This window comes from Mangrovibacterium sp., assembly GCF_059905295.1.
Genome location: NZ_JBZQJF010000020.1, coordinates 22,367 through 45,855 on the forward strand (window position 1 = coordinate 22,367; position 23,489 = coordinate 45,855).

Annotated in this window: 20 protein-coding genes and 1 tRNA gene; 8 read left to right on the forward strand and 13 right to left on the reverse strand. The window is 42.6% G+C overall.

Annotated features, from left to right (window positions below):
• Nucleotides 1–29: 29 nt before the first annotated feature.
• On the reverse strand, nucleotides 30–1,475 hold the full coding sequence (gene sufB / locus AC37HE_RS01055; RefSeq protein WP_500780916.1) for a Fe-S cluster assembly protein SufB: 1,446 nt from the start codon (nucleotides 1,473–1,475) through the stop codon (nucleotides 30–32).
• 138 nt (nucleotides 1,476–1,613) lie between these two features.
• Here sufB and thiL point away from each other — a divergent pair, with 138 nt between their 5' ends.
• A complete protein-coding gene (gene thiL, locus AC37HE_RS01060; protein ID WP_500780917.1) occupies nucleotides 1,614–2,660 on the forward strand; it encodes a thiamine-phosphate kinase in 1,047 nt (348 codons plus the stop codon).
• Between the two features lie 135 nt (nucleotides 2,661–2,795).
• Here the strand turns inward: thiL and lpxA are convergent, their stop codons facing one another.
• From lpxA to AC37HE_RS01080, 4 genes are read right to left on the reverse strand one after another with little or no spacing between them, the layout of a single operon-like run.
• Nucleotides 2,796–3,578 (reverse strand): acyl-ACP--UDP-N-acetylglucosamine O-acyltransferase, encoded by a 783-nt coding sequence (gene lpxA / locus AC37HE_RS01065; RefSeq protein WP_500780918.1) that lies wholly within the window; start codon nucleotides 3,576–3,578, stop codon nucleotides 2,796–2,798.
• A 22-nt stretch (nucleotides 3,579–3,600) separates the two neighbouring features.
• A complete protein-coding gene (locus tag AC37HE_RS01070) occupies nucleotides 3,601–4,989 on the reverse strand; it encodes a bifunctional UDP-3-O-[3-hydroxymyristoyl] N-acetylglucosamine deacetylase/3-hydroxyacyl-ACP dehydratase (protein WP_500780919.1) in 1,389 nt (462 codons plus the stop codon).
• Nucleotides 4,990–5,003: 14 nt separating this feature from the next.
• A complete protein-coding gene (gene lpxD, locus AC37HE_RS01075; RefSeq protein WP_500780920.1) occupies nucleotides 5,004–6,050 on the reverse strand; it encodes a UDP-3-O-(3-hydroxymyristoyl)glucosamine N-acyltransferase in 1,047 nt (348 codons plus the stop codon).
• 37 nt (nucleotides 6,051–6,087) lie between these two features.
• The gene (locus AC37HE_RS01080; protein ID WP_500780921.1) at nucleotides 6,088–7,338 is read right to left on the reverse strand and encodes an HD domain-containing protein; all 1,251 of its coding nucleotides are present in this window, start codon (nucleotides 7,336–7,338) and stop codon (nucleotides 6,088–6,090) included.
• Nucleotides 7,339–7,546: 208 nt separating this feature from the next.
• On the opposite strand from AC37HE_RS01080, the gene rimP reads away from it, so the two are divergent.
• From rimP to infB, 3 genes are all read left to right on the forward strand, one after another.
• Nucleotides 7,547–8,008 carry a ribosome assembly cofactor RimP gene (gene rimP / locus AC37HE_RS01085; RefSeq protein WP_500780922.1) on the forward strand — a complete coding sequence of 154 codons (462 nt, stop codon included), beginning with the start codon at nucleotides 7,547–7,549 and terminating at the stop codon, nucleotides 8,006–8,008.
• A 12-nt stretch (nucleotides 8,009–8,020) separates the two neighbouring features.
• The gene (gene nusA / locus AC37HE_RS01090) at nucleotides 8,021–9,256 is read left to right on the forward strand and encodes a transcription termination factor NusA (RefSeq protein ID WP_500780923.1); all 1,236 of its coding nucleotides are present in this window, start codon (nucleotides 8,021–8,023) and stop codon (nucleotides 9,254–9,256) included.
• A gap of 112 nt (nucleotides 9,257–9,368) precedes the next feature.
• Nucleotides 9,369–12,416, forward strand: a complete 3,048-nt coding sequence (infB, locus tag AC37HE_RS01095) for a translation initiation factor IF-2 (protein WP_500780924.1) — start codon at nucleotides 9,369–9,371, stop codon at nucleotides 12,414–12,416.
• 143 nt (nucleotides 12,417–12,559) lie between these two features.
• On the opposite strand, the gene gcvH is transcribed toward infB, so the two are convergent.
• Complete coding sequence (gene gcvH, locus AC37HE_RS01100) at nucleotides 12,560–12,955, reverse strand: glycine cleavage system protein GcvH (RefSeq protein ID WP_500780925.1); 396 nt, start codon at nucleotides 12,953–12,955, stop codon at nucleotides 12,560–12,562.
• A gap of 201 nt (nucleotides 12,956–13,156) precedes the next feature.
• Between gcvH and tsaE the strand changes: the two genes are divergently transcribed.
• On the forward strand, nucleotides 13,157–13,579 hold the full coding sequence (gene tsaE, locus AC37HE_RS01105) for a tRNA (adenosine(37)-N6)-threonylcarbamoyltransferase complex ATPase subunit type 1 TsaE (RefSeq protein ID WP_500780926.1): 423 nt from the start codon (nucleotides 13,157–13,159) through the stop codon (nucleotides 13,577–13,579).
• 54 nt (nucleotides 13,580–13,633) lie between these two features.
• Entirely contained in the window at nucleotides 13,634–14,842 is a 1,209-nt protein-coding gene (locus AC37HE_RS01110) for an alanine dehydrogenase (RefSeq protein WP_500780927.1), read from the forward strand.
• 8 nt (nucleotides 14,843–14,850) lie between these two features.
• On the opposite strand, the gene pulA is transcribed toward AC37HE_RS01110, so the two are convergent.
• The 7 genes from pulA to AC37HE_RS01145 form a co-directional block, all read right to left on the reverse strand.
• A complete protein-coding gene (pulA, locus tag AC37HE_RS01115; RefSeq protein WP_500780928.1) occupies nucleotides 14,851–16,794 on the reverse strand; it encodes a type I pullulanase in 1,944 nt (647 codons plus the stop codon).
• Between the two features lie 5 nt (nucleotides 16,795–16,799).
• Nucleotides 16,800–17,318: a hypothetical protein gene (locus AC37HE_RS01120; protein ID WP_500780929.1), complete on the reverse strand. Its 519-nt coding sequence runs from the start codon at nucleotides 17,316–17,318 to the stop codon at nucleotides 16,800–16,802.
• Nucleotides 17,319–17,410: 92 nt separating this feature from the next.
• Nucleotides 17,411–18,160: a LytR/AlgR family response regulator transcription factor gene (locus AC37HE_RS01125; protein ID WP_500780930.1), complete on the reverse strand. Its 750-nt coding sequence runs from the start codon at nucleotides 18,158–18,160 to the stop codon at nucleotides 17,411–17,413.
• Nucleotides 18,161–18,166: 6 nt separating this feature from the next.
• A complete protein-coding gene (locus AC37HE_RS01130; protein ID WP_500780931.1) occupies nucleotides 18,167–19,207 on the reverse strand; it encodes a sensor histidine kinase in 1,041 nt (346 codons plus the stop codon).
• A gap of 5 nt (nucleotides 19,208–19,212) precedes the next feature.
• Nucleotides 19,213–19,914 (reverse strand): LiaF transmembrane domain-containing protein, encoded by a 702-nt coding sequence (locus tag AC37HE_RS01135; RefSeq protein WP_500780932.1) that lies wholly within the window; start codon nucleotides 19,912–19,914, stop codon nucleotides 19,213–19,215.
• 44 nt (nucleotides 19,915–19,958) lie between these two features.
• Nucleotides 19,959–20,360: a hypothetical protein gene (locus AC37HE_RS01140; protein WP_500780933.1), complete on the reverse strand. Its 402-nt coding sequence runs from the start codon at nucleotides 20,358–20,360 to the stop codon at nucleotides 19,959–19,961.
• A 476-nt stretch (nucleotides 20,361–20,836) separates the two neighbouring features.
• Nucleotides 20,837–22,534 (reverse strand): glutamine--tRNA ligase/YqeY domain fusion protein, encoded by a 1,698-nt coding sequence (locus AC37HE_RS01145; protein WP_500780934.1) that lies wholly within the window; start codon nucleotides 22,532–22,534, stop codon nucleotides 20,837–20,839.
• Nucleotides 22,535–22,795: 261 nt separating this feature from the next.
• Between AC37HE_RS01145 and folB the strand changes: the two genes are divergently transcribed.
• Together folB and AC37HE_RS01155 are read left to right on the forward strand one after the other, a co-directional pair.
• Entirely contained in the window at nucleotides 22,796–23,149 is a 354-nt protein-coding gene (gene folB, locus AC37HE_RS01150) for a dihydroneopterin aldolase (RefSeq protein ID WP_500780935.1), read from the forward strand.
• Between the two features lie 65 nt (nucleotides 23,150–23,214).
• Nucleotides 23,215–23,285: transfer RNA gene (locus AC37HE_RS01155), tRNA-Cys, on the forward strand.
• The last annotated feature ends 204 nt before the right edge of the window (nucleotides 23,286–23,489 follow it).

Here is a 23,489-nt window from a genome sequence, read left to right on the forward strand (position 1 = left end):
AAAATCCAAATTCTTTTCGGGTTCCCGGATTAACCGACACTACCCTCTAAACTAATCTGAAGCAGTTTTTGTGCCTCAACAGCAAACTCCATCGGCAGTTTATTCAACACCTCTTTGGCATACCCATTTACAATCATACCAATAGCATCCTCTGTTGAAATACCACGCTGGTTACAATAGAAAATTTGGTCTTCACCAATTTTCGAAGTTGTTGCTTCGTGTTCAATAATCGATGACTTGTTAGCCACTTCAATATAAGGGAAGGTGTGTGCACCGCAGGTTGAACCTAACAGCAAGGAGTCACACTGTGAGAAGTTGCGGGCATTGGTTGCACCCGGCATTACTTTCACCAGACCACGGTAGGCATTATCGCTTCGTCCGGCTGAAATACCTTTCGAAACAATGGTGCTCTTCGTATTTTTACCAATGTGAATCATCTTGGTACCTGTATCGGCTTGCTGAAAGTTATTGGTTACAGCAACCGAATTGAACTCGCCCACTGAGTTATCACCCATCAAGATACAACTTGGATATTTCCAGGTAATTGCAGAACCTGTTTCAACCTGAGTCCAGCTGATTTTAGATGATTCGCCGCGACAAACACCACGCTTGGTAACAAAGTTGTAAACCCCGCCTTTTCCGTTTTTATCACCCGGATACCAATTTTGAACGGTTGAATATTTCACGTCAGCCCGATCCATAGCGATGATCTCAACAACTGCGGCGTGCAGCTGATTTTCGTCGCGCATAGGAGCGGTACATCCTTCCAGGTAACTTACTTTACTATCATCATCAGCCACAATCAGGGTACGTTCAAACTGTCCCGTTCCGGCTGCATTGATCCGGAAATAAGTTGACAATTCCATCGGACATTTAACGCCCTTAGGAATGTAACAAAACGAACCATCAGAGAAAACAGCTGAATTCAGTGCAGCAAAAAAGTTATCCGTTACAGGAACCGACATCCCCAGGTACTTTTGTACCAAATCCGGATGTTCTTTCACTGCCTCCGAGAACGAACAGAAAATAATTCCTTTCTCGGCCAGTGTTTCCTTGAATGTTGTTTTCACCGACACACTATCAATTACCGCGTCGACAGCCACACCCGACAATATCTTTTGTTCATCAAGCGGAATACCCAGTTTATTAAAAGTTTCCAGCAATTCCGGATCAACTTCATCCAGACTTGTTAGTTCCTTTTTCTTTTTGGGTGCCGCATAATAAATGATATCCTGAAAGTCAATCTCCGGAATTTTCAAGTAGGCCCAATCCGGCATTGGCATTTTCTGCCATTTACGGAATGCCTCCAGTCGAAAATTCAGCATAAATTCAGGCTCTTCCTTCTTCGCAGAAATAGCCCGGATGATATCTTCATTCAACCCTTTGGGCAGGGTATCCATGTCGAACTCAGACACAAAGCCGAACTCATACTCCTTCGACGTAACCTCGTGTAAAATCTTATCTTGTTCTTCCATATTCTTTTCCTCAATTTCTGTGACTGTATAACAATCAAGTATTCGGCATGTTTAAACTATTATTGCAAAGATAGCTAAGTAAGCTTATTTTTGCATTTTGATTGCATAATTGACACTTCAACATCTGATAATTAAAAAATGGATAATAAAAAAGCAACACCTGTCTCAAATCTGGGTGAATTTGGATTAATCCACCACCTAACGGATAAAATCGAACTAAAGAACGAGAGCACTTTAAAAGGTGTTGGCGACGACGCTGCCGTGCTAAACTACAAAGGCAAACAACAGGTTGTAACCACCGACCTACTGGTTGAAGGCATCCATTTCAACTTGATGTATGTACCACTGAAGCATCTGGGCTACAAGTCGGTTGTTGTTAACTTATCGGATGTATATGCGATGAATGCAACTCCTAAGCAAGTCACTGTTTCAATCGCCATATCGAATAAATTTTCGGTTGAAGCGATCGACGAGCTTTACGATGGCATTAAACTGGCTTGCGATAAATACGGAGTCGATTTAATTGGCGGTGACACCACCAGTTCACTTACAGGTTTGGTGATTAGTGTAACGGCTTTAGGTGAAATTGATGAAGGACAAACAGTGTACCGCAATGGAGCTAAACTAAACGACCTGATTTGCGTTTCGGGAGATCTTGGCGGAGCCTATATGGGACTACAATTGCTGGAACGCGAAAATGAAGTTTACAAGGTGAATCCCAAGGAGCAGCCTCAGCTTGAAGGTTACGATTACATTCTGGAACGTCAACTAAAACCGGAAGCCCGACCCGATATCCTTCAGGCGCTGAAGAAACTGGAAATCATCCCATCCGCGATGATCGACTTATCAGACGGACTATCGTCGGATATCATGCACATTTGCACCCAATCGGGTGTGGGATGCATGATTTACGAGGAGAAAATCCCGCTCGACTATCAAACCAAGCGCTTTGCCGATGAGTTGAGCATTAACCCGCTGGTTGCCGCGCTAAATGGTGGGGAGGATTATGAACTGCTATTTACGGTTCCTCTTGCCGACCATGACAAAATTAAGAACGACCCGGACATCACTGTTATCGGTCACATCTGCGAAGCCGACAAAGGCATGAATCTGGTCACTGGAATGGGATCGACCATTGCTTTACAAGCGCAAGGCTGGAACCATCTCAAAAAGGACAAAGAGTAGTAACCGGAGTTCGGTTTTAAAAGAAAACGGCTTTCAACAAAATGTTGAAAGCCGTTTTCTTTTTCGATCTAATATCAACAAAAAAGAGGTCACCAAACGGCAACCTCTTCTTCATTTCATATTTTCAGCGGGCAATTAATCCGGGAAATAACCACGGATGATACCACGTTTTGAGTCTTTTACGAACAACAAAATTTCGTCACGCTCCGGAGTAGCCGACATTTCCGCTTCAATAATCTCGATTGCCTGAGTTGTATTCAAGCCCTTTTGATAGATGTAGCGATAAATATCCTGCACCTCGCGAATTTTATCGTTGTTGAATTCACGACGACGCAAACCAATTGAGTTGATACCAACGTATGAAAGTGGCTCACGACCAGCTTTAATAAACGGAGGTACATCTTTACGAACCAAAGATCCACCAGAGATCATGACATGCGTACCGATGTGAACAAATTGGTGAACAGCAGACATACCACCAATAATTGCCCAGTCATCAACAGTAACCTCACCAGCCAGCTGTGTGCTGTTTACAAGGATTACATGATCTCCAACCAAACAATCGTGTGCAACGTGCACATAAGCCATAATCAAACAGCTATTACCAATAACTGTTTTTCCACGTGCCGTAGTACCACGGTTTACAGTAACGCATTCGCGGATTGTCGTATTGTCGCCGATTTCAACAGTCGTATATTCTCCTTTGAATTTTAAGTCTTGAGGTACGGCTCCGATTACAGCACCGGGGAAAATCCGACAGTTTTTTCCAATACGTGTTCCGGGTAAAATCGTAACATTGGAGCCGATGCGTGTGCCTTCTCCAATAACAACATCCTTATCAACGGTAACGAATGGTTCAATCACCACGTTATCTGCCACCTGTGCTTCGGGATGTACGTAAGATAATGGTTGTTTCATTTTCTATTGTTTCAGTCTTTTTTTAGTTTTTCACAATCTGGGCCATAAACTCACCCTCTGCAACTAAAGTTTTGCCAACATAGCATAAACCTTTCATATTTGCAATACCTCTTCTAATTGGGCTCGTGAGTGTTATCTTAAATACCAATGTATCTCCAGGCACTACTTTTTTCCGGAACTTAACGTTGTCCACCCGAATGAAGTAGGTTGAATATTTCTCTTCTTTACTATGTAATACATAAAGCCCTCCACATTGCGCCATCGCTTCAATGATCAAAACCCCCGGCATAACCGGCTCTTCCGGAAAATGTCCGGTAAAGAATGGTTCATTTACGGTGACATTTTTAACACCAATGATTGAATCGTCCGAAATGCAGGTGATTTTATCAATCAACAGGAACGGGAAACGATGAGGAAGTGCTTCTTTGATTTGGTTTACATCCATCACCGGCTGAACCTCAGGATCATAAACCGGAATTTGATTTCGCTTACTGTTCAGGTATTCCTTTTTCAACAATTTGGCAAACTCGGTGTTGGCACCATGTCCCGGTTTTGTGGCAAGAATGCGACCTTTAATCCGTACACCCGCCAAAGCCAGGTCTCCGACGATATCCAGCAGCTTATGACGAGCACACTCGTTTTCAAACTGAAGATCGAGGTTATTGAGGATACCAGTTTCTTTTTGCACCTCAACGCGCTCGTGGTTAAACAAGTCAGCCAAACGGTCTAACTCTTCCTGCGACACGTGACGGTCCATAATCACGATTGCATTTTCCAAATCGCCACCTTTCACAAGATTATGTTGAAGCAGGAATTCCAGCTCACGTAAAAACACGAAGGTACGGCACGGTGCAATCTCCTTTGCGAAATCGGACAGATTATCCATCGACGCGAATTGATTGTTCAGTACGCTCGAATTGAAGGCAATCATGGCATTTACCCGATAGTCATCATCCGGTAAGGCAATCAACTCCGACCCGGTTTTCGGATCTTTATAAACAATTTTTTCTTTAATTTCGAAATACTCGCGTTCAGCATTTTGCTCAACAACTCCGGCTTTTTCAATGGCTTCAACAAACGGACGGGCACTTCCATCCATAATCGGCATTTCCTGATTATCGATTTCAATCAGTACATTATCCAAATCCATACCAACCAAAGCAGCCAAAGCATGCTCAATTGTACTTAAACGGGCATCATCTTTAACCAACACCGTTCCGCGAGAGGTATCACCAACCAAAGCAGCGTCAGCATCCAATATGAGTTGATTTTCTAGATCAACCCGTTTAAACTTGAACCCAAAATTTTCGGGTGCCGGCTTGAAAACCGCAGTGACCACACAGCTTGTATGCAGGCCTTTCCCGCTAATCGTAAATTCGTTAGCGAGGGTCTTTTGTTTCTGTATCATCATTCTTTATTCGAAGTCTACTCTTCGTTTAATTTAGCTTTCAATGCTTTTATCTCTTTCTGAAGCTCGTCAACAGTTGTTTTCAACTCAGGCAACCTGCGGGTAACCACAAAAGCTTTCAGTGCACGATCGTGATCCATTGCCGGCGATCCCAGCAAGGTCTTTCCTTCTTTTACATTATTCGTAATACCGGCCATCGCACCAAGGGTGACATGATCGCCAATATTAAGGTGACCTGCAATACCTACGTGACCTGCAACAATACAGTTTTTACCAATTTTTGTTGAACCGGCAACACCGGTCATCGCAGCCATCACGGTATTTTCACCAACCTCACAGTTGTGGGCAATCTGGATTTGGTTATCCAACTTAGCACCTTTACGAATGATGGTTGAGCCCATGGTTGAACAATCGATCGTTGTGTTAGCACCAATCTCAACATCATCTTCAACAATCACATTTCCGACCTGTGCGATTTTCTTGTATGATCCGTCGGGTGTTGGAGCAAATCCAAATCCGTCAGCACCGATTACCGCACCGGCATGTATGATACAGTTATCACCGATCACACAATCATCATAAATCTTCGCACCCGGGAAGATGATGGTATTACTACCAACTTTGACGTTGTTTCCTATAAAAACCTGAGGATAAATTTTCGATCCGTCACCAACAATCGCATTTACACCAATGTAGGCAAATGCACCTATATATATATTGTCTCCAACTTTAGCCGAAGGATCGACAAAAGCAGGTTGCTCAATACCAAATTTTTGAGGTTTCGTCTGCTGGTAGAGTTCCAGTAAAGCAGCCATCGACTGGTAAGGATCTTCCACCCGGATGAGTGTACACTTAACCGGCTTTTCCGGTTTGAATTCATTTCGCACTAATACAATTGAAGCATTCGTGTCGTAAATGTATTTTTCATACTTAGGGTTAGCTAAAAAAGCCAGTGTTCCCGGCTTCCCATCCTCAATTTTTGAGACATTATTTACGCTAACATTTTCATCGCCTTCGATTGTACCTTGCAGAAAATCAGCGATGGTGATTGCTTTAAATTCCATATCTTTTTTCTTGGAGCGGTGCAAAAATAGGTTTAATTTACCTAATGTCCAATTCTTTCGGGTAACACACAAAATATTTCCTCACTGTGTGCGCCAACCCTGATAAATTAATATCAGAAGCCTCATTTATCTCACAAATTTTACCATTCTTTTGCAGAATATTAATCCGATTATCATCCGACATGTAAGCACTGTTTGTAATTGAATCATGCACCAGGAAATATCCCATCTCTTCCTCACCAACCCTAAATTTATCTGCAATTTTCTCCTGTATATTTCGAATCTGGTTGACTCTAAACTCTTTGTCTTGCAATTTTATTCGATACAACTTCCGATTAATCAAACAAGAGGCCAAATAAGCCAAAATAGAATCCTCATGAAACTGCCACTCTTTAATTGAGGCAATCACATCATCATCCTCCAGACTCGCAAAGATAGAAAGTAAGGTTCGCCCCCGAAATTCATCGCCGTGCTTAAGCTGTTCCAGCGAAATTTTATTCTCCAGAAAGATTGACAAACTGGGGGTGGCAAATAATTGCACACCACGCAAAGCAAGTTCTTTAGCACGCTTCAGCACATTGACCAGCAAAAACTCGGCCGATAGCACTGTTTTGTGCAGATAAACCTGCCAGTACATCAACCGACGGGCAATCAAAAATTTCTCTATCGAATATATTCCTTTGGCTTCAACCACCAACTCATCGTTGCGCACATTCAGCATTCTAATAATCCGGTCCGAGCCAATAACACCTTCAATAACACCGGTAAAGAAACTATCGCGACGCAGATAATCCAACCGGTCAACATCCAACTGACTGGCAACTAACTGATGCAAAAACTTTTTTGGATATTCATCTTTAAAGATTTCAATGGCCATGGAAAGTCGCCCATTAAACTGACGATTCAGATCTTCCATCAACAGCACTGAAATATCTTCGTGCACCAATCCTTCCACAATCGAATATTCCAAGGCATGCGAAAAAGGCCCATGACCAATATCGTGTAATAAAATAGCAACAGTCACTGCTTCGGCTTCTTCATCGGTAATTTTCACACCTTTAATGCGCAAGTCTGAAATGGCCGACCGCATTAAAAACACAGCTCCAATCGCGTGTTCAAAGCGGGTATGGTTGGCACCGGGAAAAACGATACACGACAGCCCAAGCTGCTTAATCCGTCGTAATCGTTGAAAGTAGGGATGTTCAATCAGATCAAAAATCACCTCCGACTGAATCGTGATAAATCCGAATACCGGATCATTGATAATCTTCTTCTTGTTTGTTTTCAATCTACTGAGGTATTCATGGATAAAATATGGATCAAAAATAAAAAAACTTTTGAATCTGATTCCCAGTGCGATCAGGCTAAAGACAATCCTGAAAATCATAAACTTCCATATTTTGTAGTTTCGAAGCTTTTTCTTACTTTTGCGTCGACAAATGAAATCATCCACAGGATAGGGGACCGAAAGTCCCCTATTTTATTAGCCATACAAAATGATTGACAAGGGGAAGATCATTAAACTAATCGAAGAAAAGCTGACTGAAGACCAGTTCATTGTCGAAGTTGAAGTTAGCCCGGCTAACCAGATTTCAGTTCAAATAGACAGCGAAAAGGGTATTTCAATTGACGACTGCGTTGCAATTAGCCGGCAGATTGAAGGCAATCTGGATCGCGAGGAAGAGGACTTCGAACTTCAGGTTTCTTCGGCAGGGCTTGGACAACCTTTCAAAGTTTTGCGCCAATACACCAAGAACATCGAACAAGAAATTGAGGTTGTACTAAAAGACGGGCAAAAAATAGCAGGTATTTTAAAAGCCGTTCAGGAAACATCCTTCGACCTTGAAACGTCAAAGAAGGAGAAAGTCGAAGGCAAGAAGAAAAAAGAACTTGTAACCAGAGTTCATACGATTGCGTTTGAAGATGCAAAAACAGTAAAAAACATTATAAAATTTTAAAACCGGGGCAAGATGGATACGATTAATCTTATCGATACCTTTTCCGAATTTAAAGACCTGAAAAACATTGATCGGGTCACAATGATGAGTGTTCTCGAAGACGTTTTCCGCAACGTTTTACAAAAAACCTACGGAACAGACGAAAACTTCGACATCATTATTAACATTGATAAAGGTGACTTCGAAATTTGGAGAAACCGGACCGTCGTGGCTGACGACGAGATTACCGAACCAAATCTTCAAATTACATTGACTGCTGCCAAAAAAATTGATGCAGATTACGAAATCGGTGAAGAAGTAACCGATGAAGTAAAACTTCATGACTTTGGCCGTCGTGCTATCTTAAACCTCCGTCAGAATTTGGCTAGCCGTATTCTGGAATTGGAAAAAGATCACATCTATAATAAATATAAGAGCAAAATCGGTGACATTGTTACCGGCGAAGTATACCAGGTTTGGAAAAAAGAAATCTTGATTTTGGATGACGAAGGCAACGAGTTGCTGTTACCGAAGCAAGAACAAATCCCATCTGATTATTTCCGCAAAGGCGACACCTTGCGTGCTGTGGTTTACAAAGTAGATTTGCGCAACAACAACCCGGTTATCATCCTTTCAAGAACATCTCCGGTATTCCTCGAACGCTTATTCGAACTGGAAGTACCAGAAATCTTCGACGGACTGATCACAATTAAAAAGATTGTTCGCATCCCTGGTGAACGCGCAAAAGTTGCTGTTGAATCTTATGACGAACGCATCGACCCGGTTGGAGCATGTGTTGGGATGAAAGGTTCCCGTATTCACGGAATCGTTCGCGAATTGAGAAATGAAAACATCGACGTTATCAACTTTTCGAACAACCTTCAGCTGTATATTCAGCGTGCACTGAACCCGGCAAAGATCTCTTCAACCAAAATTCACGAAGATATTAAACGTGCAGATGTGTACCTGAAACCGGAGGAAGTATCCCTGGCAATTGGTAAAGGTGGTTTAAACATTCGTTTAGCGAGTCAGCTTACCGGTTACGAAATTGACGTTTACCGGGAAATGGCTGCAGATGAAGAAGATGTGAACCTGGATGAATTTGCAGACGAAATTGAAGGCTGGATCCTTGATCAGTTAAAATCGATTGGATGTGACACAGCGAAAAACGTGTTAAGCATTAGTCGTAACGACTTGATTAAGCGCACGGATCTGGAAGAAGAAACCATCGACGAGGTGCTGAGGATTCTGCGAACTGAGTTCGAGTAAGAGTTGATGTAAAATTCACCTTTTGCCTGTCAGGTTTTAAATAAATTGAGTAAAATTGCAGTGTTTTTGAGTTATTTACTCGAAACCGCTTTTAAAAATAGAGATTGGGTTTATGACAATTGGCAATAAAAATACGCGACTTAACAAGGTAGCAAGAGAGTTTAACGTGGGTATTCACACCATTGTTGAGTTCCTTCATAAGAAGGGATTTGAAGTGGATAATAACCCCAATACAAAGATCTCGGAAGAGGCTTACCATCTCTTGGAAAAAGAATACAAGAATGATATCTCTTTGAAGAAAGAAGCTGATAACATTAACTTGAGAAGCCAGCGCAATAAAAAAGAAACCATTACTCTGGAGGATATGCAGGATGAAGAGGGAGCAGAAACTTCTGACGAAGAAGAAGACTTCCAACAAGATGAGATTCGCATTACCGACCATAGCAGTTCAAAACAAGATTTGCCAATTAACAAACCCAAGAAAACTGAACCGCAACCAGAGAAACCCAAGACATATTCAACTCCTTTGGAGCAACCCAAGGTGCTGGGTAAAATTGATCTGGACGCTGCGAAGAAGCCAAAAGAGCAAGAAAAACCGAAAGAGCAGGAACCGGTAAAGGCCAAAGAAGAACCCAAACCGGTTGTAACTCCGAAAGAGGAAATAAAAGAAACTCCTGTCATTGAAAAACAGGAAAAACCTGTAGCTGAAAAGGCTCCTGAAAAAACAGAGGAACCGGAAAAACCGGCGAAGGCTGAAGCGCCTAAAGCTGAGGAAACTCAACCAAAACCGGCAGAAAAGGAACAAATGCCAACGAATATCCCAAAAGTAGAAGAAGTAAAAGTTGTCGGAAAGATTGATCTTTCCAGCATCAATCAAAAAACACGACCAGCTAAGAAGTCGAAAAAACAAAAAGAAGATGAACGCCGCGAGCGCGAAAAACAAAAGCGTCAGGCTCAAGGAGGATCTTCCAACCAAGGTGGCGATTCAAACGCACCGGAGCATCGCTCAAATGTAAACCGACTTAGCGGTCCAACAGTTGTTGGGAAAATAGATTTACCCGACAAACAAAATAAAGGTAACCAAGGTCAGGGTCAGAATCAAAATGCCGACCCAAAGAAAAAACGTCGCCGGATACAGAAAGACAGTCAAGGGCGTATCTCCGTTGGCAATAAGCCACAACAAGGGGGACATCCAAGACCTGGAGGAAACCAACAAGGCAGACTCAAGAAAAGACCTATTAAAAATGAGGTTAGCGAAGAAGATGTACAAAAGCAAATTAAAGATACATTAGCTCGCCTTACTTCCGGAAAAGGAAAATCAAAAGGTTCAAAATACCGCCGCGACAAACGTCATGCAGCCAGTGAAAAAGCTGCTGCCGAGATTGAAAAGCAATCAGCGGAAAAAAATATTCTGAAGGTAACCGAATTCGTATCAGTTGCTGAATTAGCAACCATGATGGACGTAGGTGTTACTGAAGTTATCTCAACCTGTATGAGTCTTGGTTTGTTCGTATCGATCAACCAACGTCTGGATGCAGAAACCATGTCAGTTGTTGCTGACGAGTTTGGCTATAAAGTTGAATTCGTAAGTGCCGATATTATTGAAGCAATTGAAGAAGACGATAACGAACCGGATGAGGTTCACTCAAGAGCACCAATTGTAACGGTTATGGGACACGTTGACCACGGTAAAACATCCCTACTCGACTACATTCGTAGCGCCAACGTTATTGCCGGTGAAGCCGGGGGTATTACCCAGCACATTGGTGCCTATAATGTAACTTTGGAAGACGGACGCAGAATCACCTTCCTGGATACACCAGGTCACGAGGCCTTTACAGCGATGCGTGCTCGCGGTGCTCAGGTAACCGATATTGCGATCATCATTGTAGCGGCCGACGACGACATCATGCCTCAAACAAAAGAGGCCATCAACCACGCTCAGGCAGCAGGTGTACCAATCGTATTTGCAATCAACAAAATTGATAAACCTGGAGCAAATCCGGAAAAGATTAAAGAAGGATTGGCCCAGTTGAACTTCCTGGTTGAAGAATGGGGTGGGAAGTACCAATCGCAAGATATTTCAGCAAAAAAAGGTAGCAATGTTTCTGAACTATTGGAAAAAGTATTGCTGGAAGCTGAGATGCTTGATTTGAAAGCAAACAAGGATAAACGTGCTACCGGTGCAATCATCGAATCATCGTTAGACAAGGGTCGTGGTTATGTTGCAACCTTGCTGGTACAAAACGGAACCTTGCATCAGGGGGACATTGTATTGGCGGGACAATATCACGGTCACGTAAAAGCGATGTTCAACGAACGTAACCAACGGATTGAGGAAGCAGGTCCTGCAGAACCGGTAATTATCTTAGGTTTGGACGGAGCACCACAGGCTGGTGATAAGTTCAACGTCATGGAAAATGAGCGTGAAGCACGACAAATTGCCAACAAACGTGAACAGCTGGCTCGTGAACAAGGCTTACGTACACAAAAACATATTACTCTTGACGAGATTGGTCGTCGTATTGCAATCGGTAACTTCCAGGAATTGAACCTGATTGTTAAAGGTGACGTGGATGGATCAATTGAAGCACTTTCTGACTCATTAATCAAGCTTTCAACTGAAGAAATTCAGGTGAATGTGATCCACAAAGCAGTAGGTGCTATTTCCGAATCAGATGTTATGCTTGCTACGGCTTCCGATGCAATCATCGTCGGCTTCCAGGTACGACCTTCAGTACAGGCCCGCCGTGTAGCAGAGAAAGAAGAGGTTGATATTCGCCTTTACTCGATCATCTACGATGCAATCGACGAGATCAAATCGGCCATGGAAGGTATGCTTTCACCGGAGATCAAAGAAGAGATTATGGGTACTGCCGAAGTACAGGAAACCTTCAAGATCACCAAAGTTGGTACTGTTGCCGGATGTATCGTCCGCGACGGCAAGATCATTCGTACAGCAGCCCACAAAATTCGGGTTATCCGCGATGGTATCGTAATCTACACCGGAACCCTTGGTTCACTGAAACGTTTCAAAGACGATGTGAAAGAAGTTGCTAAAGGTTACGAATGTGGTTTGAACGTTGATGGTTACAACGACATTAAAATTGGCGATATGATTGAAACCTTCCAGGAGGTTGAAGTTGCCAAGAAATTGTAAAAAAAATCAATCAATATATCAATCCGGTTCCTGTTTGGGAATCGGATTTTTTTTGCCCTTCTTTTTCAAAGATCTTCCCGAAGGCATAAAAAAACCCCGAAGGAAAACCTCCGGGGATCATTCATATCTTAAATAAAACGAAGTTACGCTTCCAACATAGCTTGATAAGCCGCAGCATCCATCAGTTCATCCAACTGAGAGGCATCTTCGATTTTCACTTTGATCATCCAGCCTTCTCCGTAAGCATCTTTATTGATCAACTCAGGGCCATCTTCCAAAGACTCATTAAATTCGATCACTTCACCGCCAACAGGCATAAACAAATCAGAAACTGTTTTTACTGCCTCAACGGTTCCGAAGGTTTCACCCACAGCCAATGTTTCGCCAACTGTTTCAATTTCAACAAAAACAATATCACCCAACTCACCTTGAGCAAAGTCAGTAATACCAACAACCGCGATATCACCTTCAACGCGAACCCATTCGTGTTCTTTTGTATACTTCAAATTTTCAGGAAGATTCATAATTGCAAATTTCATTGTTTAGTTCAAAAGTAACACATTTTTCTGAAAAAAACCTGTATCAAAATCAGCTGTAAAGAAAACCATTCAAATAAGATTAATTTTTCAAATTAGACTAAACCGAATTGACATTTGTGTGTTGATGCTCAGAAATCCGGAACAGAGATCTGACATTATTAGAGAGAACTTTATTATTTTGCAACGTTTAATTTACAATCTATGTTTTCAATCGAAATAAACTCACTGGACGACCTGCCGAAAGTTGCTAAAACGTTCATCGAAACCTTTAAAGACGAACGATTATTCGCCTTTTACGGGAAAATGGGTGCCGGCAAAACAACTTTTATCAAAGCACTTTGCCGAGCTATGGGTTCAACCGATAACATTACCAGTCCGACCTTTGCCCTGGTAAACGAATATGACACAGACCTTCCGGAGAAAATTTATCATTTTGACTTTTACCGGGTGAAAGATATTTCGGAGGCAATGGATCTGGGCTTCGACGATTATGTGGAGAGCGGAAATTATTGTTTTATGGAATGGCCAGAGCGTATTGAACGACTTTTACCGGACCATTTGGTTGAAGTACACATTGAAGAAACGAGCCCAAGTACCAGACAACTGACAGCCAATATTATCTGACAATTTGGCGATCTAAAACAGAAAACCTAACTTGGAAAAATAAGTGAATAAAAGATGACAGATCAAGAGCACAAAAGCGGGTTGACGAGTTGGTACATGCCACAGGAAGAAATGCTGGAAATCCGACGAAAAGGGAAAAAAATCACAATTGGTATTCCTTCCGATTTTGGTAAAGTTGAATCACGCGTACCGCTCACCCCGGAAGCTGTTGAGTTGCTGGTTTCCTACGGCCACGAAATTTACATGGAAACCAATGCCGGGAAAGCCTCCAGTTACACCGACGAGGAATATCGGAAAGCCGGCGCTCTTGTGCTTGAAAAACGGGAAGATGTTTTTCAGTGTGACATCATCTTGCGGGTTTCCCCCTTCGACGACAAGGACATAGACCTACTAAAAGGAAATCAAACGCTGATCTCGAATATGCAACTTAGCACGCATTGTACCGAATCGGTTCAAAAGTTAATGCGTAAAAAGGTGACTGCCATTGCGTATGAATACCTGGAAAATGAAGATCACTGCTTGCCGGTTGTCCAACTGATGAGCCAACTATCGGGATCAACATCCATTATGGTTGCCAGCGAATATCTTAGTAATTCTCGACATGGGAAAGGTGTTTTGCTGGGTGGCGTAACCGGAATTTCCCCAACTGAACTCCTTATTCTGGGAGCTACAACAGCCGGAGAGTTTGCGGCCCGTGCCGCTATAGGCCTCGGTGCTCATGTCAAGATTTTCGACAATAATATTTCAAAACTTCGCAAGCTTGAGGAGCAACTCGGTCACCAGGTATTTACGTCGGTATTGTATCCTAATGTACTCAAAAAGGCTCTAAAGTCAGCCGATGTTGTACTTGGAGCTATGTCGATGAACTCAGCTCCCACATTCCGGGTTTCCAAAGAAATGGTGGCCAAAATGAAAAAGGGCTCTGTAATCATCGACCTGAATGTGAGTCAGGGTGGTTGTTTCGAAACCAGTCGCTGTACCGACCTCAACCATCCGACCTATATTGAAAATGATATTGTACACTTTTGTGTCCCAAACATTTCATCGTTGGTTGCCAGAACAGCGTCTATTGCGCTGAGTAACGTCTTAGCGCCAATCATCATCTCGATTGGTGAAATCGGAGGAATTCCCAACTACATCAAATCAACCAAAGGATTCCGAAAAGGAATTTACATTTACAACGGTATTCTCACCAATGCAGATCTGGGCGAAAAACTCAATATGCCATCGAAGGATATCGACTTGCTTTTGGCTGTTTTCTAGTTTATCGATTACTGTACCAGGATCATCATCGAGATTGGAGGCACAATTACAGCTTGCCGCTTTACCTTTCGGATACCATCCAGGTTGATCTGTTCTTTTTCGGCAACGACGGTCCAGCCCTGGTCATTGATTAAATCGAATTGAAAATCTTCTTTTCGGGCATTGAATATCAACTGGATCATCCTCCATCGTTTTTCACCCGGAAAATCTTCAATCCGGTAAGACACAACGCCCATATGATAATCGCTGGAAAATACCAGGTGATGGCGAATCAGATCGGAACTATCCATCCGTAAAGCAGGCAACTCCTTCCTTAGCTGAATCAAATTACAGAAATAACGATAGACATCTTCATATTCTTTCTTGCGTGTCCAATCCAACTGATTAATGCTATCGGACGATTTATAAGAGTTGTGCTCACCATTTTTTGTTCGGCAGAATTCTGAGCCGGCATGAATAAACGGAACACCTTGAGAAGTTAGCACCAAGGCTGTTGCCAGCATCTGCATTTTTCGAATCTCCTCATCTGAAGCATCCGGACAAGAGTTCTTCAGTTTATCGTAAAGGGTAAAATTATCGTGACACGACACATAATTAACCGTTTGCCAAGGATGCCGGGCCCAGGCAAAGCCGGAGCCTCCCACATAACTGTACACAATTTGCGGATGATAACAGGCTGCGACAATCCCAAATTTAATGGCTTCCTCGTGAAAAACCTTTCCACTAACAAAGCCCTGTTCCGAACCATCAAAATTGTTTCCTTTTAACGCATCCCTAAAGTCGTCGTTGAAACAGGCCACCCGCTCCAATTGTGAAATATTCCGCTTAACAGCCCGCATGTTTTCATCCATTGGGCTTCGATCGGCCGTCCATCCTTCACCATACATTAAGACTCCCGGGCGTAATTTATCCAATGCCAAACGAATAGCATACATGGTTTCCAAATCATGGACACCCATCAAATCAAAACGAAAGCCATCCAGGTGAAACTCTTTAGCCCAATACAACAAGGAGTCGATCATATATTTGCGGGCCATCGCCCGCTCCGATGCAAATTCGTTTCCACAACCGGAAGCATTCGAGAATGAGCCGGACCGGTTTTGTCGGTAGAAGTAACCGGGCACAGTCTGATTAAACCAGGAACGGCGAGTTAAACCAGTATGGTTATAAACAACATCCATCACAACTCCAATTCCGGCTTTATGCAGCGCCATCACCAATTGTTTTAGCTCAAGGATCCGGGAGATTGTATCAGGATCGGTAGCATAACTACCTTCCGGAGTATTATAGTTCAGCGGATCGTAGCCCCAGTTATATTTTCGAAATGGTTTTGTTTCGCCGACCGTCCAGAAATCGAAAATCGGGAGTAAATGAACATGTGTAACACCCAGCTCCTTCAGGTGATCGACTCCTGAAGCCAAACCATCCGGCGTCAAACAACCTTCTTCCGTGAAAGCCAAATATTTGCCTTTATGCTCCATCCCCGAATTTGGGTCAACCGAAAAATCACGAACGTGTAACTCGTACAAAACAGCATTGACGGCATTATTATACGGAATGGGAAGATCATCAGACCAACCTTCCGGATGAGTCTCCGCCGGATCGAAAAACAAACCACGTCTTCCGTTGATTCCGACTGCCCGAACATCAACACCGGGGCTCTCATTCAACCATTCCCCATCATTCACCCGGATTGTGTAGTACAAACCTTTGAATTTGCCCTCTTCAGCCACCTGCCAACATCCATGTTCTACGGACTTCATCCAATATTTGCGAATGGCCTTCCCTCCATGGCTTTGTCTATACACCAAAAGTTCAACCTTATGAGCAGTTGGAGCCCAAACCTTAGCTTGGAAACCGTCCTCCGTTAAATGAACTCCCAAGTCATCTCCACCATACCACGGATAGGTAGAAAAGTCGATATGATTGAATCGCCAATTTCTCATAGTCATTATCGTCAATTTTGTAAGCGAATACACTTACTGGTATATCGTTGTCCTGCTGTACTCTCAATTACAATCCGTCCTTTCGGGTACGAACTTAATGATGAATCATGCTTATAAAAAACATCCAATTTAATTTGAAGTTCATGCTCCCTCCCACTTTCCAGATGAAAAGGATAAGTTTTATCACCTTGGGGCCCCTTCAGCTTAAACTTACGGGCTTTAAAGAACTTCTTAAATTCCAGTACCGGTGAATTCAAATCAATTGCTTTTCCGGTCTGGTTCGCAATAAACAAGGTCAAAACCTCCGGGTTTAGCGATTTATTTCCGATCAGGTAAACCTCGGGCTTCCGTTTTCGGGAAACACTTCTCGCTGATCTTCTTTGATAATAAATACTTCCAATTACAAGTACCGGTATCATCATGGCAAACGCGAAAAAGACATATAACATAAAGCCATCCGGTTCAACGTAACTTTGCCCGAAACTAATTGCCGGCAGGAGCACCAAAGCTGTTAGTAGTAATTTTCGCATGCTTGTTTTTGTACAAAGAACAAAAATAAAAAAAAGTCCCGCATGCCATGCAGAACTTCTACAACAAGAGAGATTTACAATACAATCCCCGCTTAAAAATCGAGGACTTCCTTTAAATTTTTATAGCCTGATTTACTCACCTTAAGTTTCGTTTGATCTTTTAAGATCACAACATACGATTCCTTTTCGTATTGTTGAATTTCTCCAATCTGCGAAACACAAACAATGTACGACCGGTGAATGCGAATAAACTCATGAGGATCGAGGTGCGTTTCAAAAAACTTCATCGTATTCTGTTTCATATGTCTTCCTTCACTGGTGTAGATCAATACATAATCGTCCATCGATTCGATGTAACGAATATGTTCGGTGGGGATAATGTGAATGCGATGTCGGTCTTTAACCACCACCCGATCGATATATTCACCTGTAGAGTACTCACTGAGCTTACTCAGCTGATCTTCTGATTCCTCCTGCCTACCACGTCTTTCCAACGCTTTATCAATAGCCGAGAACATCCGGTCTTTCGAGAATGGTTTCAACAAATAATCAACTGCATTAATCTCGAAAGCTTTCAATGCATATTGGTCATACGCTGTTGTGAAAATAATATCGGGTTTATGATCAAGCAGCTGTAGCATTTCAAAGCCGGTAATTTTAGGCATTTGAATATCTAAGAAAACCAGATCCGGCTTCAGCTCGTTAATCTTTTGAACACCTTCAAACCCATTTTCACATTCACCAATCAGGTTCACCTCCGGGTGGTCTTTCAAATAGGATTTCAGGAGATCTCTAGCCAATTCTTCATCTTCAACAAGCAGTACGTTTAGTTTCTCATTCATAGCAGGTTATTTTTGAGGAAGCATTAATTCTACTTTAAAACTCGTTTTCAAATCCGTTATCCGCAGTAAACCAGGATTACCATAAATCAGTTCCAGTCGCTGGCGGATGTTTCGCAAACCAATGCCTTCACCTTTATTTTTCTTTGTTAGCGGGTCGTATTCATTTTCGATGGTTATCCGAAAAAAATTAGGTTCCGGATCACAAGTCATAAAGATACTCACCGGCTCGGTTGCTTCGTATACCCCGTATTTTATCGCATTCTCGAACAAGGGTTGCAAAATCATATTCGGAATTTTAGCTTTCAGACAAACATCGTCAATATTAAAAACAGGGTTCAGTTTCTTTCCGAAACGTATTTTTTCGATTCCAAGATACAGTTTAATGTGATCCAATTCCTCCTTGAGTGTTACCCTTTCCTCGCGGCTATGTTGTAAGGAATAACGCATAAACGATGATAAATTGATCACCATTTCCTGCGCTTTCTCGGGCTTACTCATGGTCAACGATGAAATGCTGTTCAGACTGTTAAACAAGAAGTGTGGATTGATCTGCGATTTTAAGGCATTCAGCTCGGCATCGCGAACCAACATTTTCATTTCAGCCTCCCGGTTAATTTTCTCTTTCAGCGAATTGTAATAATTAACCGCATAAAAGAACACCACATAACCGGCATAAAGCAAATAGCCGGTCAAGACTTTCGACGGTAAGGATGCCTGAATAAAATCGACATGATCTTGCTCGATCATCTTAATAAAAATGTAGCCCAGGTAAAGCCAGATTACATTCATGATGGTCGCCGCTACAAGGTGAAAAAGAATATTTTTCATCCAGTCATTTTCATCCAGCCGGTTATACTGAATGATAAACCAGATACTGGAGCCCATAATCGGATAAAGGATGAAAATGACAAAAGAATCGATCAGAGCCAGACTGTAATTGATGTCGTACCAAAAAGCCTGAATCAGGAAATTCAGGAAGCCAATGATCAACCAAAATACCACATAGTAAAGGCTAAGAAGACGGTTATTGATGAAAGGATGTTTCATGCCGGTTAAACATGTTTGATTTCAACACCTCCAAACAGCGTTATCCCTTTTATTACAACGGTTTTCGACGGATCCAGTTGTCCGTGCTGAAACGTATCGCCCCGCTTATCGGTAAAAGCACCAAAGATGGTGGTTATTTCGTTGCGCACATTCCAGTCGAGCGGCACCTTCATTCCGGTTCCTCCAAATAAACAAGTACAATCAATTACAGCTCCTTCAGGCGATAAGCTTGCTTGCCGGAAATCGTATTCAATACCTCCAAAAACAGACGTACTGCGACCTCCTTTTAGTTGTTTCGAGGTGATAAATATTTCACGGCCACCAAAAATGACAAAGTCATCAAACTCATCGAAGGTTTTCCCTTCAACGCCGTGATACAACTGAGAATGCCCACCGCGCTGCCTGTACACCAGCGCAACACCGATTAACACGAGCAAAGCCGGCCAGTAAACCCGCCGAACTTCGTATGGCACATCAAATATCTCGGGGAGTATGAAAAAAGTACCAATACCAACGAGAATAATTCCCTTTACCTGGCTTCCGTTACGCAATAAGATTGCACCAATTACAATCAATAACATTTGCCAGGAGATCAGGATATCCGACAAACTCCAGGGGATAATATTTAAGCGCTGTAATATCAAAATAGCACCTATTGCAATGAATATCATCCCTACATAAAAGCCTTTATTCCCTCTTCTTTCCATGTCTTTCAGATTTATAGATCTCTCACTCTCTACAACAATCAAAATTATAACAAACTCTTAATCAGCATTACCCCGATAATAATCAACACGACCGGGAAGAAAATAACCATGAATACACCGGGGATTCCTATTCCCGGCAGAAAAACCAACAAGGCCATCAATGCGATTAACCCACCGACTTTACGGTGTCCCGTTATCATCAAGACACCGGTAATGACCAGCAATACAGGCAATAGAAAATCCCCAAGGTTCACCTTCATAAAGTCATAAATACTCCATAAGGCATCGCGAAAGAATTCCCATCCAGGCAGGTATGCACCTAAGCCTGTCTCTTTAACAATCCAATAAAGACCAACAACGATGAAGATAATACCGATTACCGATCCTCCATGCTTTCTATCTTTATTCTCTCCTTGTTCCGGTTGTTTCCAGTCTTGATGATTCATAATGTCTCATTTTAATTCCATTTCAAAAGTAGGCCATTTTCCAAAGCATCCTTTAAGTTGATCGGTTAATGGGAGCAGACAATCGGTAAACAGTGCCTTGTTCTTCAGAGTAACGGATTGTTGGACTGATGGACTGAAGGATTGAAAGGAAGATTTCCTTAACATCACGTTGTCCCTGTTATCCAAAGTTGTCGGGTTGCCTTGGAACTTGGAACTTGGAACGTGAAACTCGGAACTCGGAAGGGACTTCCCGAAAAAACATTCATGATTCGTAGGAAATCACCAACAGGAATGAAAGTGGATTCTTTTGAATCAGATTGACCCTCCCATTCCGACAAAGTCGGAATTTCCCTCCCTCGCGAGGGAGGGCCAGGGTGGGTACATTAGATACAAAGTAAAAACAAGAGCTACTTCCCGAAAAAAAAGAACGAAGCCTGTACGGACCTCGTTCCTTCTATATCTTTATAAACTGCTGATTATTTGCCTTTCATTTTCGCCCAGTTGTCGCGTAATTGCGCTGTCCGGTTGAAGACAATTTGATCTTCTGTCGTATCCGGATCCACATTGAAATAGCCCAAGCGTTCGAACTGGAATGAATCCAGTGCTTTAGCATCTTTCACAAATGGCTCCACATAGCAATTATCCAACACCTGTAACGAATCCGGATTCAAAAATTCCAGGAAGTCTTTATCCTTATGTCCATCCGGCTCTTCATCGTTGAACAAACGATCGTACAAGCGAACTTCAGCTTTTACATTTTCGGTAACCGACACCCAGTGCAAGGTTGCTTTAACCTTCCGTCCATCAGGGGAGTTACCTCCGCGTGAGGCAGGATCGTAAGTACAGTGAAGCTCAATAATTTCGCCATTTTCATCCTTAATGACTTCGTTACATTTAATGAAATAAGCGTAACGCATACGTACTTCTGTTCCCGGCGATAAACGGAAGAACTTCTTCGGAGGGTTCTCCATAAAGTCGTCACGTTCAATGTAAATCTCACGGGTAAAAGGCACTTTGCGCATTCCGGCTTCCGGGTCCTCCGGATTATTCACCGCATCCAGCAATTCAACTTGCCCTTCCGGGTAGTTGGTAATAACAACTTTCAGCGGATTCAAAACCCCCATAACACGCTGTGCATGCTTATTCAAATCCTCCCGAACGCTATGTTCCAGCAAAGCTACATCAATAATCCCGTCGACCTTAGTAACACCAATTCGCTCGGCAAAATTACGAATGGATACCGGCGTATAACCACGACGACGCAAACCGGAAATAGTCGGCATCCGTGGATCGTCCCAGCCATTCACATAGTTTTCTTTAACCAACTGCAACAGTTTCCGCTTACTCATGACCGTATAGGTTAGGTTTAAGCGGGCAAACTCAATTTGGCGCGGACGATAATCCGAGTCTTTCAATTGATCAACAAACCAATCGTATAGCGGGCGGTGAACTTCAAATTCCAGGGTACAGATTGAATGGGTGATACCTTCCCAATAGTCGCACTGGCCATGCGCAAAATCGTACATGGGGTAAACATTCCATTTATCTCCGGTGCGGTGGTGAGGCGTTTTCATGATCCGGTAAATAATCGGATCGCGCATGTGCATATTAGGCGATGCCATATCGATTTTAGCCCGAAGTACACGTTCTCCTTCGTTAAACTCCCCTTCTTTCATGCGCATAAACAAGTCCAAACTTTCCTCGGCACTCCGATTACGGAAAGGACTTTCAGCTCCCGGGCGTGTTGGTGTTCCTTTCTGGCTACTGATCTCTTCAGCCCCTTGATCATCCACATAAGCTTTTCCTTCTTTGATCAGCTTAACGGCGAAATCGAATAACTTCTCGAAATAATCCGAAGCATAAAACAAGCGATCTCCCCAATCGAAACCTAACCAACGCACATCTTCCATGATCGAATCAACATACTCCGTATCTTCTTTGGACGGGTTTGTATCATCGAATCGCAGGTTTGTAATTCCGTTGTATTTCTGAGCAGTCCCAAAATTCAGGCAAATGGACTTAGCATGTCCAATATGCAAATACCCATTGGGTTCGGGCGGGAAACGAGTATGTACCAATCCTCCGTTTTTCCCCGTTTTAATTTCTTCTTCAACAATTTGGTGGATAAAATTTTTCTTTACTACCACCTCTTTTTCAGGACTATTCTCACTCATATATTAGACTTATCTATGTTCTACCATAATACCGTAACTTCCGACATGTAAGCCGGCCGTTTTTTCCCGAATGAAACCGGATTGTAAAAAATCAGCCAATCGTCGCAACTATCTACAGAGGGTACCCCTGAAGATAAATGACAAAAGTATAAAATGATTCCGCACAAATGCTTTTAGCACTGTGTAAAATAAACATCTAAAAAAGAAAAATTAATTTTACCCACCAAATAGAAAAATCATAACGAACAAGAATACAAAAAGATGGCAGATATAATCGAACTGGAAGGCCTGGAGTTTTATGCTTACCACGGACATTACGATTTTGAAAAACAGGTAGGTGCCCGATTTATGGTCTCGGCAACCATTCAGACCGATTGCACCAAGGCAGGGAAAACCGACAAGCTGGAGGATGCACTCAACTATCAAAAAATATACGATATTATTCGGGAAGAAATGGAAATCCCCTCCGCTTTGCTCGAACATGTTTGCACCCGAATCCTGGATCACATATATCGTTCATTTCCAACGATTGAAAAGGCGAGCATCAAACTTTCGAAAATGAATCCTCCGATGGGTGGCGAAATCGAAAAGGTAAGTGTTCGACTTACGCGCTGATAAATTCCGGCATTAGCTGTTGCATCGCAATTTTTTTTGCATATATTTGCAATCCGAAAAACAAAGGTCGGTTGGCCGAGTGGCTAGGCAACGGTCTGCAAAACCGTGTACGGCGGTTCGAATCCGCCACTGACCTCAACCGATGACAGACTCTCAGTTTTTACTGGGGGTCTTTTTCGTTTATGGCTAATTTGGAGGCAAATAGATCCTTGAGACGCGGAGAGGTTGAGCACTAAGAGGGAGAGCATGCCCCAAGGTGCTTAGCATTGATGCTTAGCACCAACCAGCCGTAAAAAAAACTCTGCGACTTCTCTGCGTTCTCTGCGGTTAAAAAAATACG

Coding starts and splice junctions, on each gene's coding strand:
- AC37HE_RS01125 (WP_500780930.1), bottom strand. CDS start 18,160: ATGAATGAGAAACTAAACGTACTGCTTGTTGAAGATGAAGAATTGGCT.
- AC37HE_RS01070 (WP_500780919.1), bottom strand. CDS start 4,989: ATGATGATACAGAAACAAAAGACCCTCGCTAACGAATTTACGATTAGC.
- AC37HE_RS01140 (WP_500780933.1), bottom strand. CDS start 20,360: ATGAATCATCAAGACTGGAAACAACCGGAACAAGGAGAGAATAAAGAT.
- AC37HE_RS01110 (WP_500780927.1), top strand. CDS start 13,634: ATGACAGATCAAGAGCACAAAAGCGGGTTGACGAGTTGGTACATGCCA.
- lpxA (WP_500780918.1), bottom strand. CDS start 3,578: ATGAAACAACCATTATCTTACGTACATCCCGAAGCACAGGTGGCAGAT.
- AC37HE_RS01145 (WP_500780934.1), bottom strand. CDS start 22,534: ATGAGTGAGAATAGTCCTGAAAAAGAGGTGGTAGTAAAGAAAAATTTT.
- tsaE (WP_500780926.1), top strand. CDS start 13,157: ATGTTTTCAATCGAAATAAACTCACTGGACGACCTGCCGAAAGTTGCT.
- AC37HE_RS01135 (WP_500780932.1), bottom strand. CDS start 19,914: ATGGAAAGAAGAGGGAATAAAGGCTTTTATGTAGGGATGATATTCATT.
- pulA (WP_500780928.1), bottom strand. CDS start 16,794: ATGACTATGAGAAATTGGCGATTCAATCATATCGACTTTTCTACCTAT.
- AC37HE_RS01130 (WP_500780931.1), bottom strand. CDS start 19,207: ATGAAACATCCTTTCATCAATAACCGTCTTCTTAGCCTTTACTATGTG.
- AC37HE_RS01120 (WP_500780929.1), bottom strand. CDS start 17,318: ATGCGAAAATTACTACTAACAGCTTTGGTGCTCCTGCCGGCAATTAGT.
- infB (WP_500780924.1), top strand. CDS start 9,369: ATGACAATTGGCAATAAAAATACGCGACTTAACAAGGTAGCAAGAGAG.
- thiL (WP_500780917.1), top strand. CDS start 1,614: ATGGATAATAAAAAAGCAACACCTGTCTCAAATCTGGGTGAATTTGGA.
- sufB (WP_500780916.1), bottom strand. CDS start 1,475: ATGGAAGAACAAGATAAGATTTTACACGAGGTTACGTCGAAGGAGTAT.
- gcvH (WP_500780925.1), bottom strand. CDS start 12,955: ATGAAATTTGCAATTATGAATCTTCCTGAAAATTTGAAGTATACAAAA.
- folB (WP_500780935.1), top strand. CDS start 22,796: ATGGCAGATATAATCGAACTGGAAGGCCTGGAGTTTTATGCTTACCAC.
- nusA (WP_500780923.1), top strand. CDS start 8,021: ATGGATACGATTAATCTTATCGATACCTTTTCCGAATTTAAAGACCTG.
- rimP (WP_500780922.1), top strand. CDS start 7,547: ATGATTGACAAGGGGAAGATCATTAAACTAATCGAAGAAAAGCTGACT.
- lpxD (WP_500780920.1), bottom strand. CDS start 6,050: ATGGAATTTAAAGCAATCACCATCGCTGATTTTCTGCAAGGTACAATC.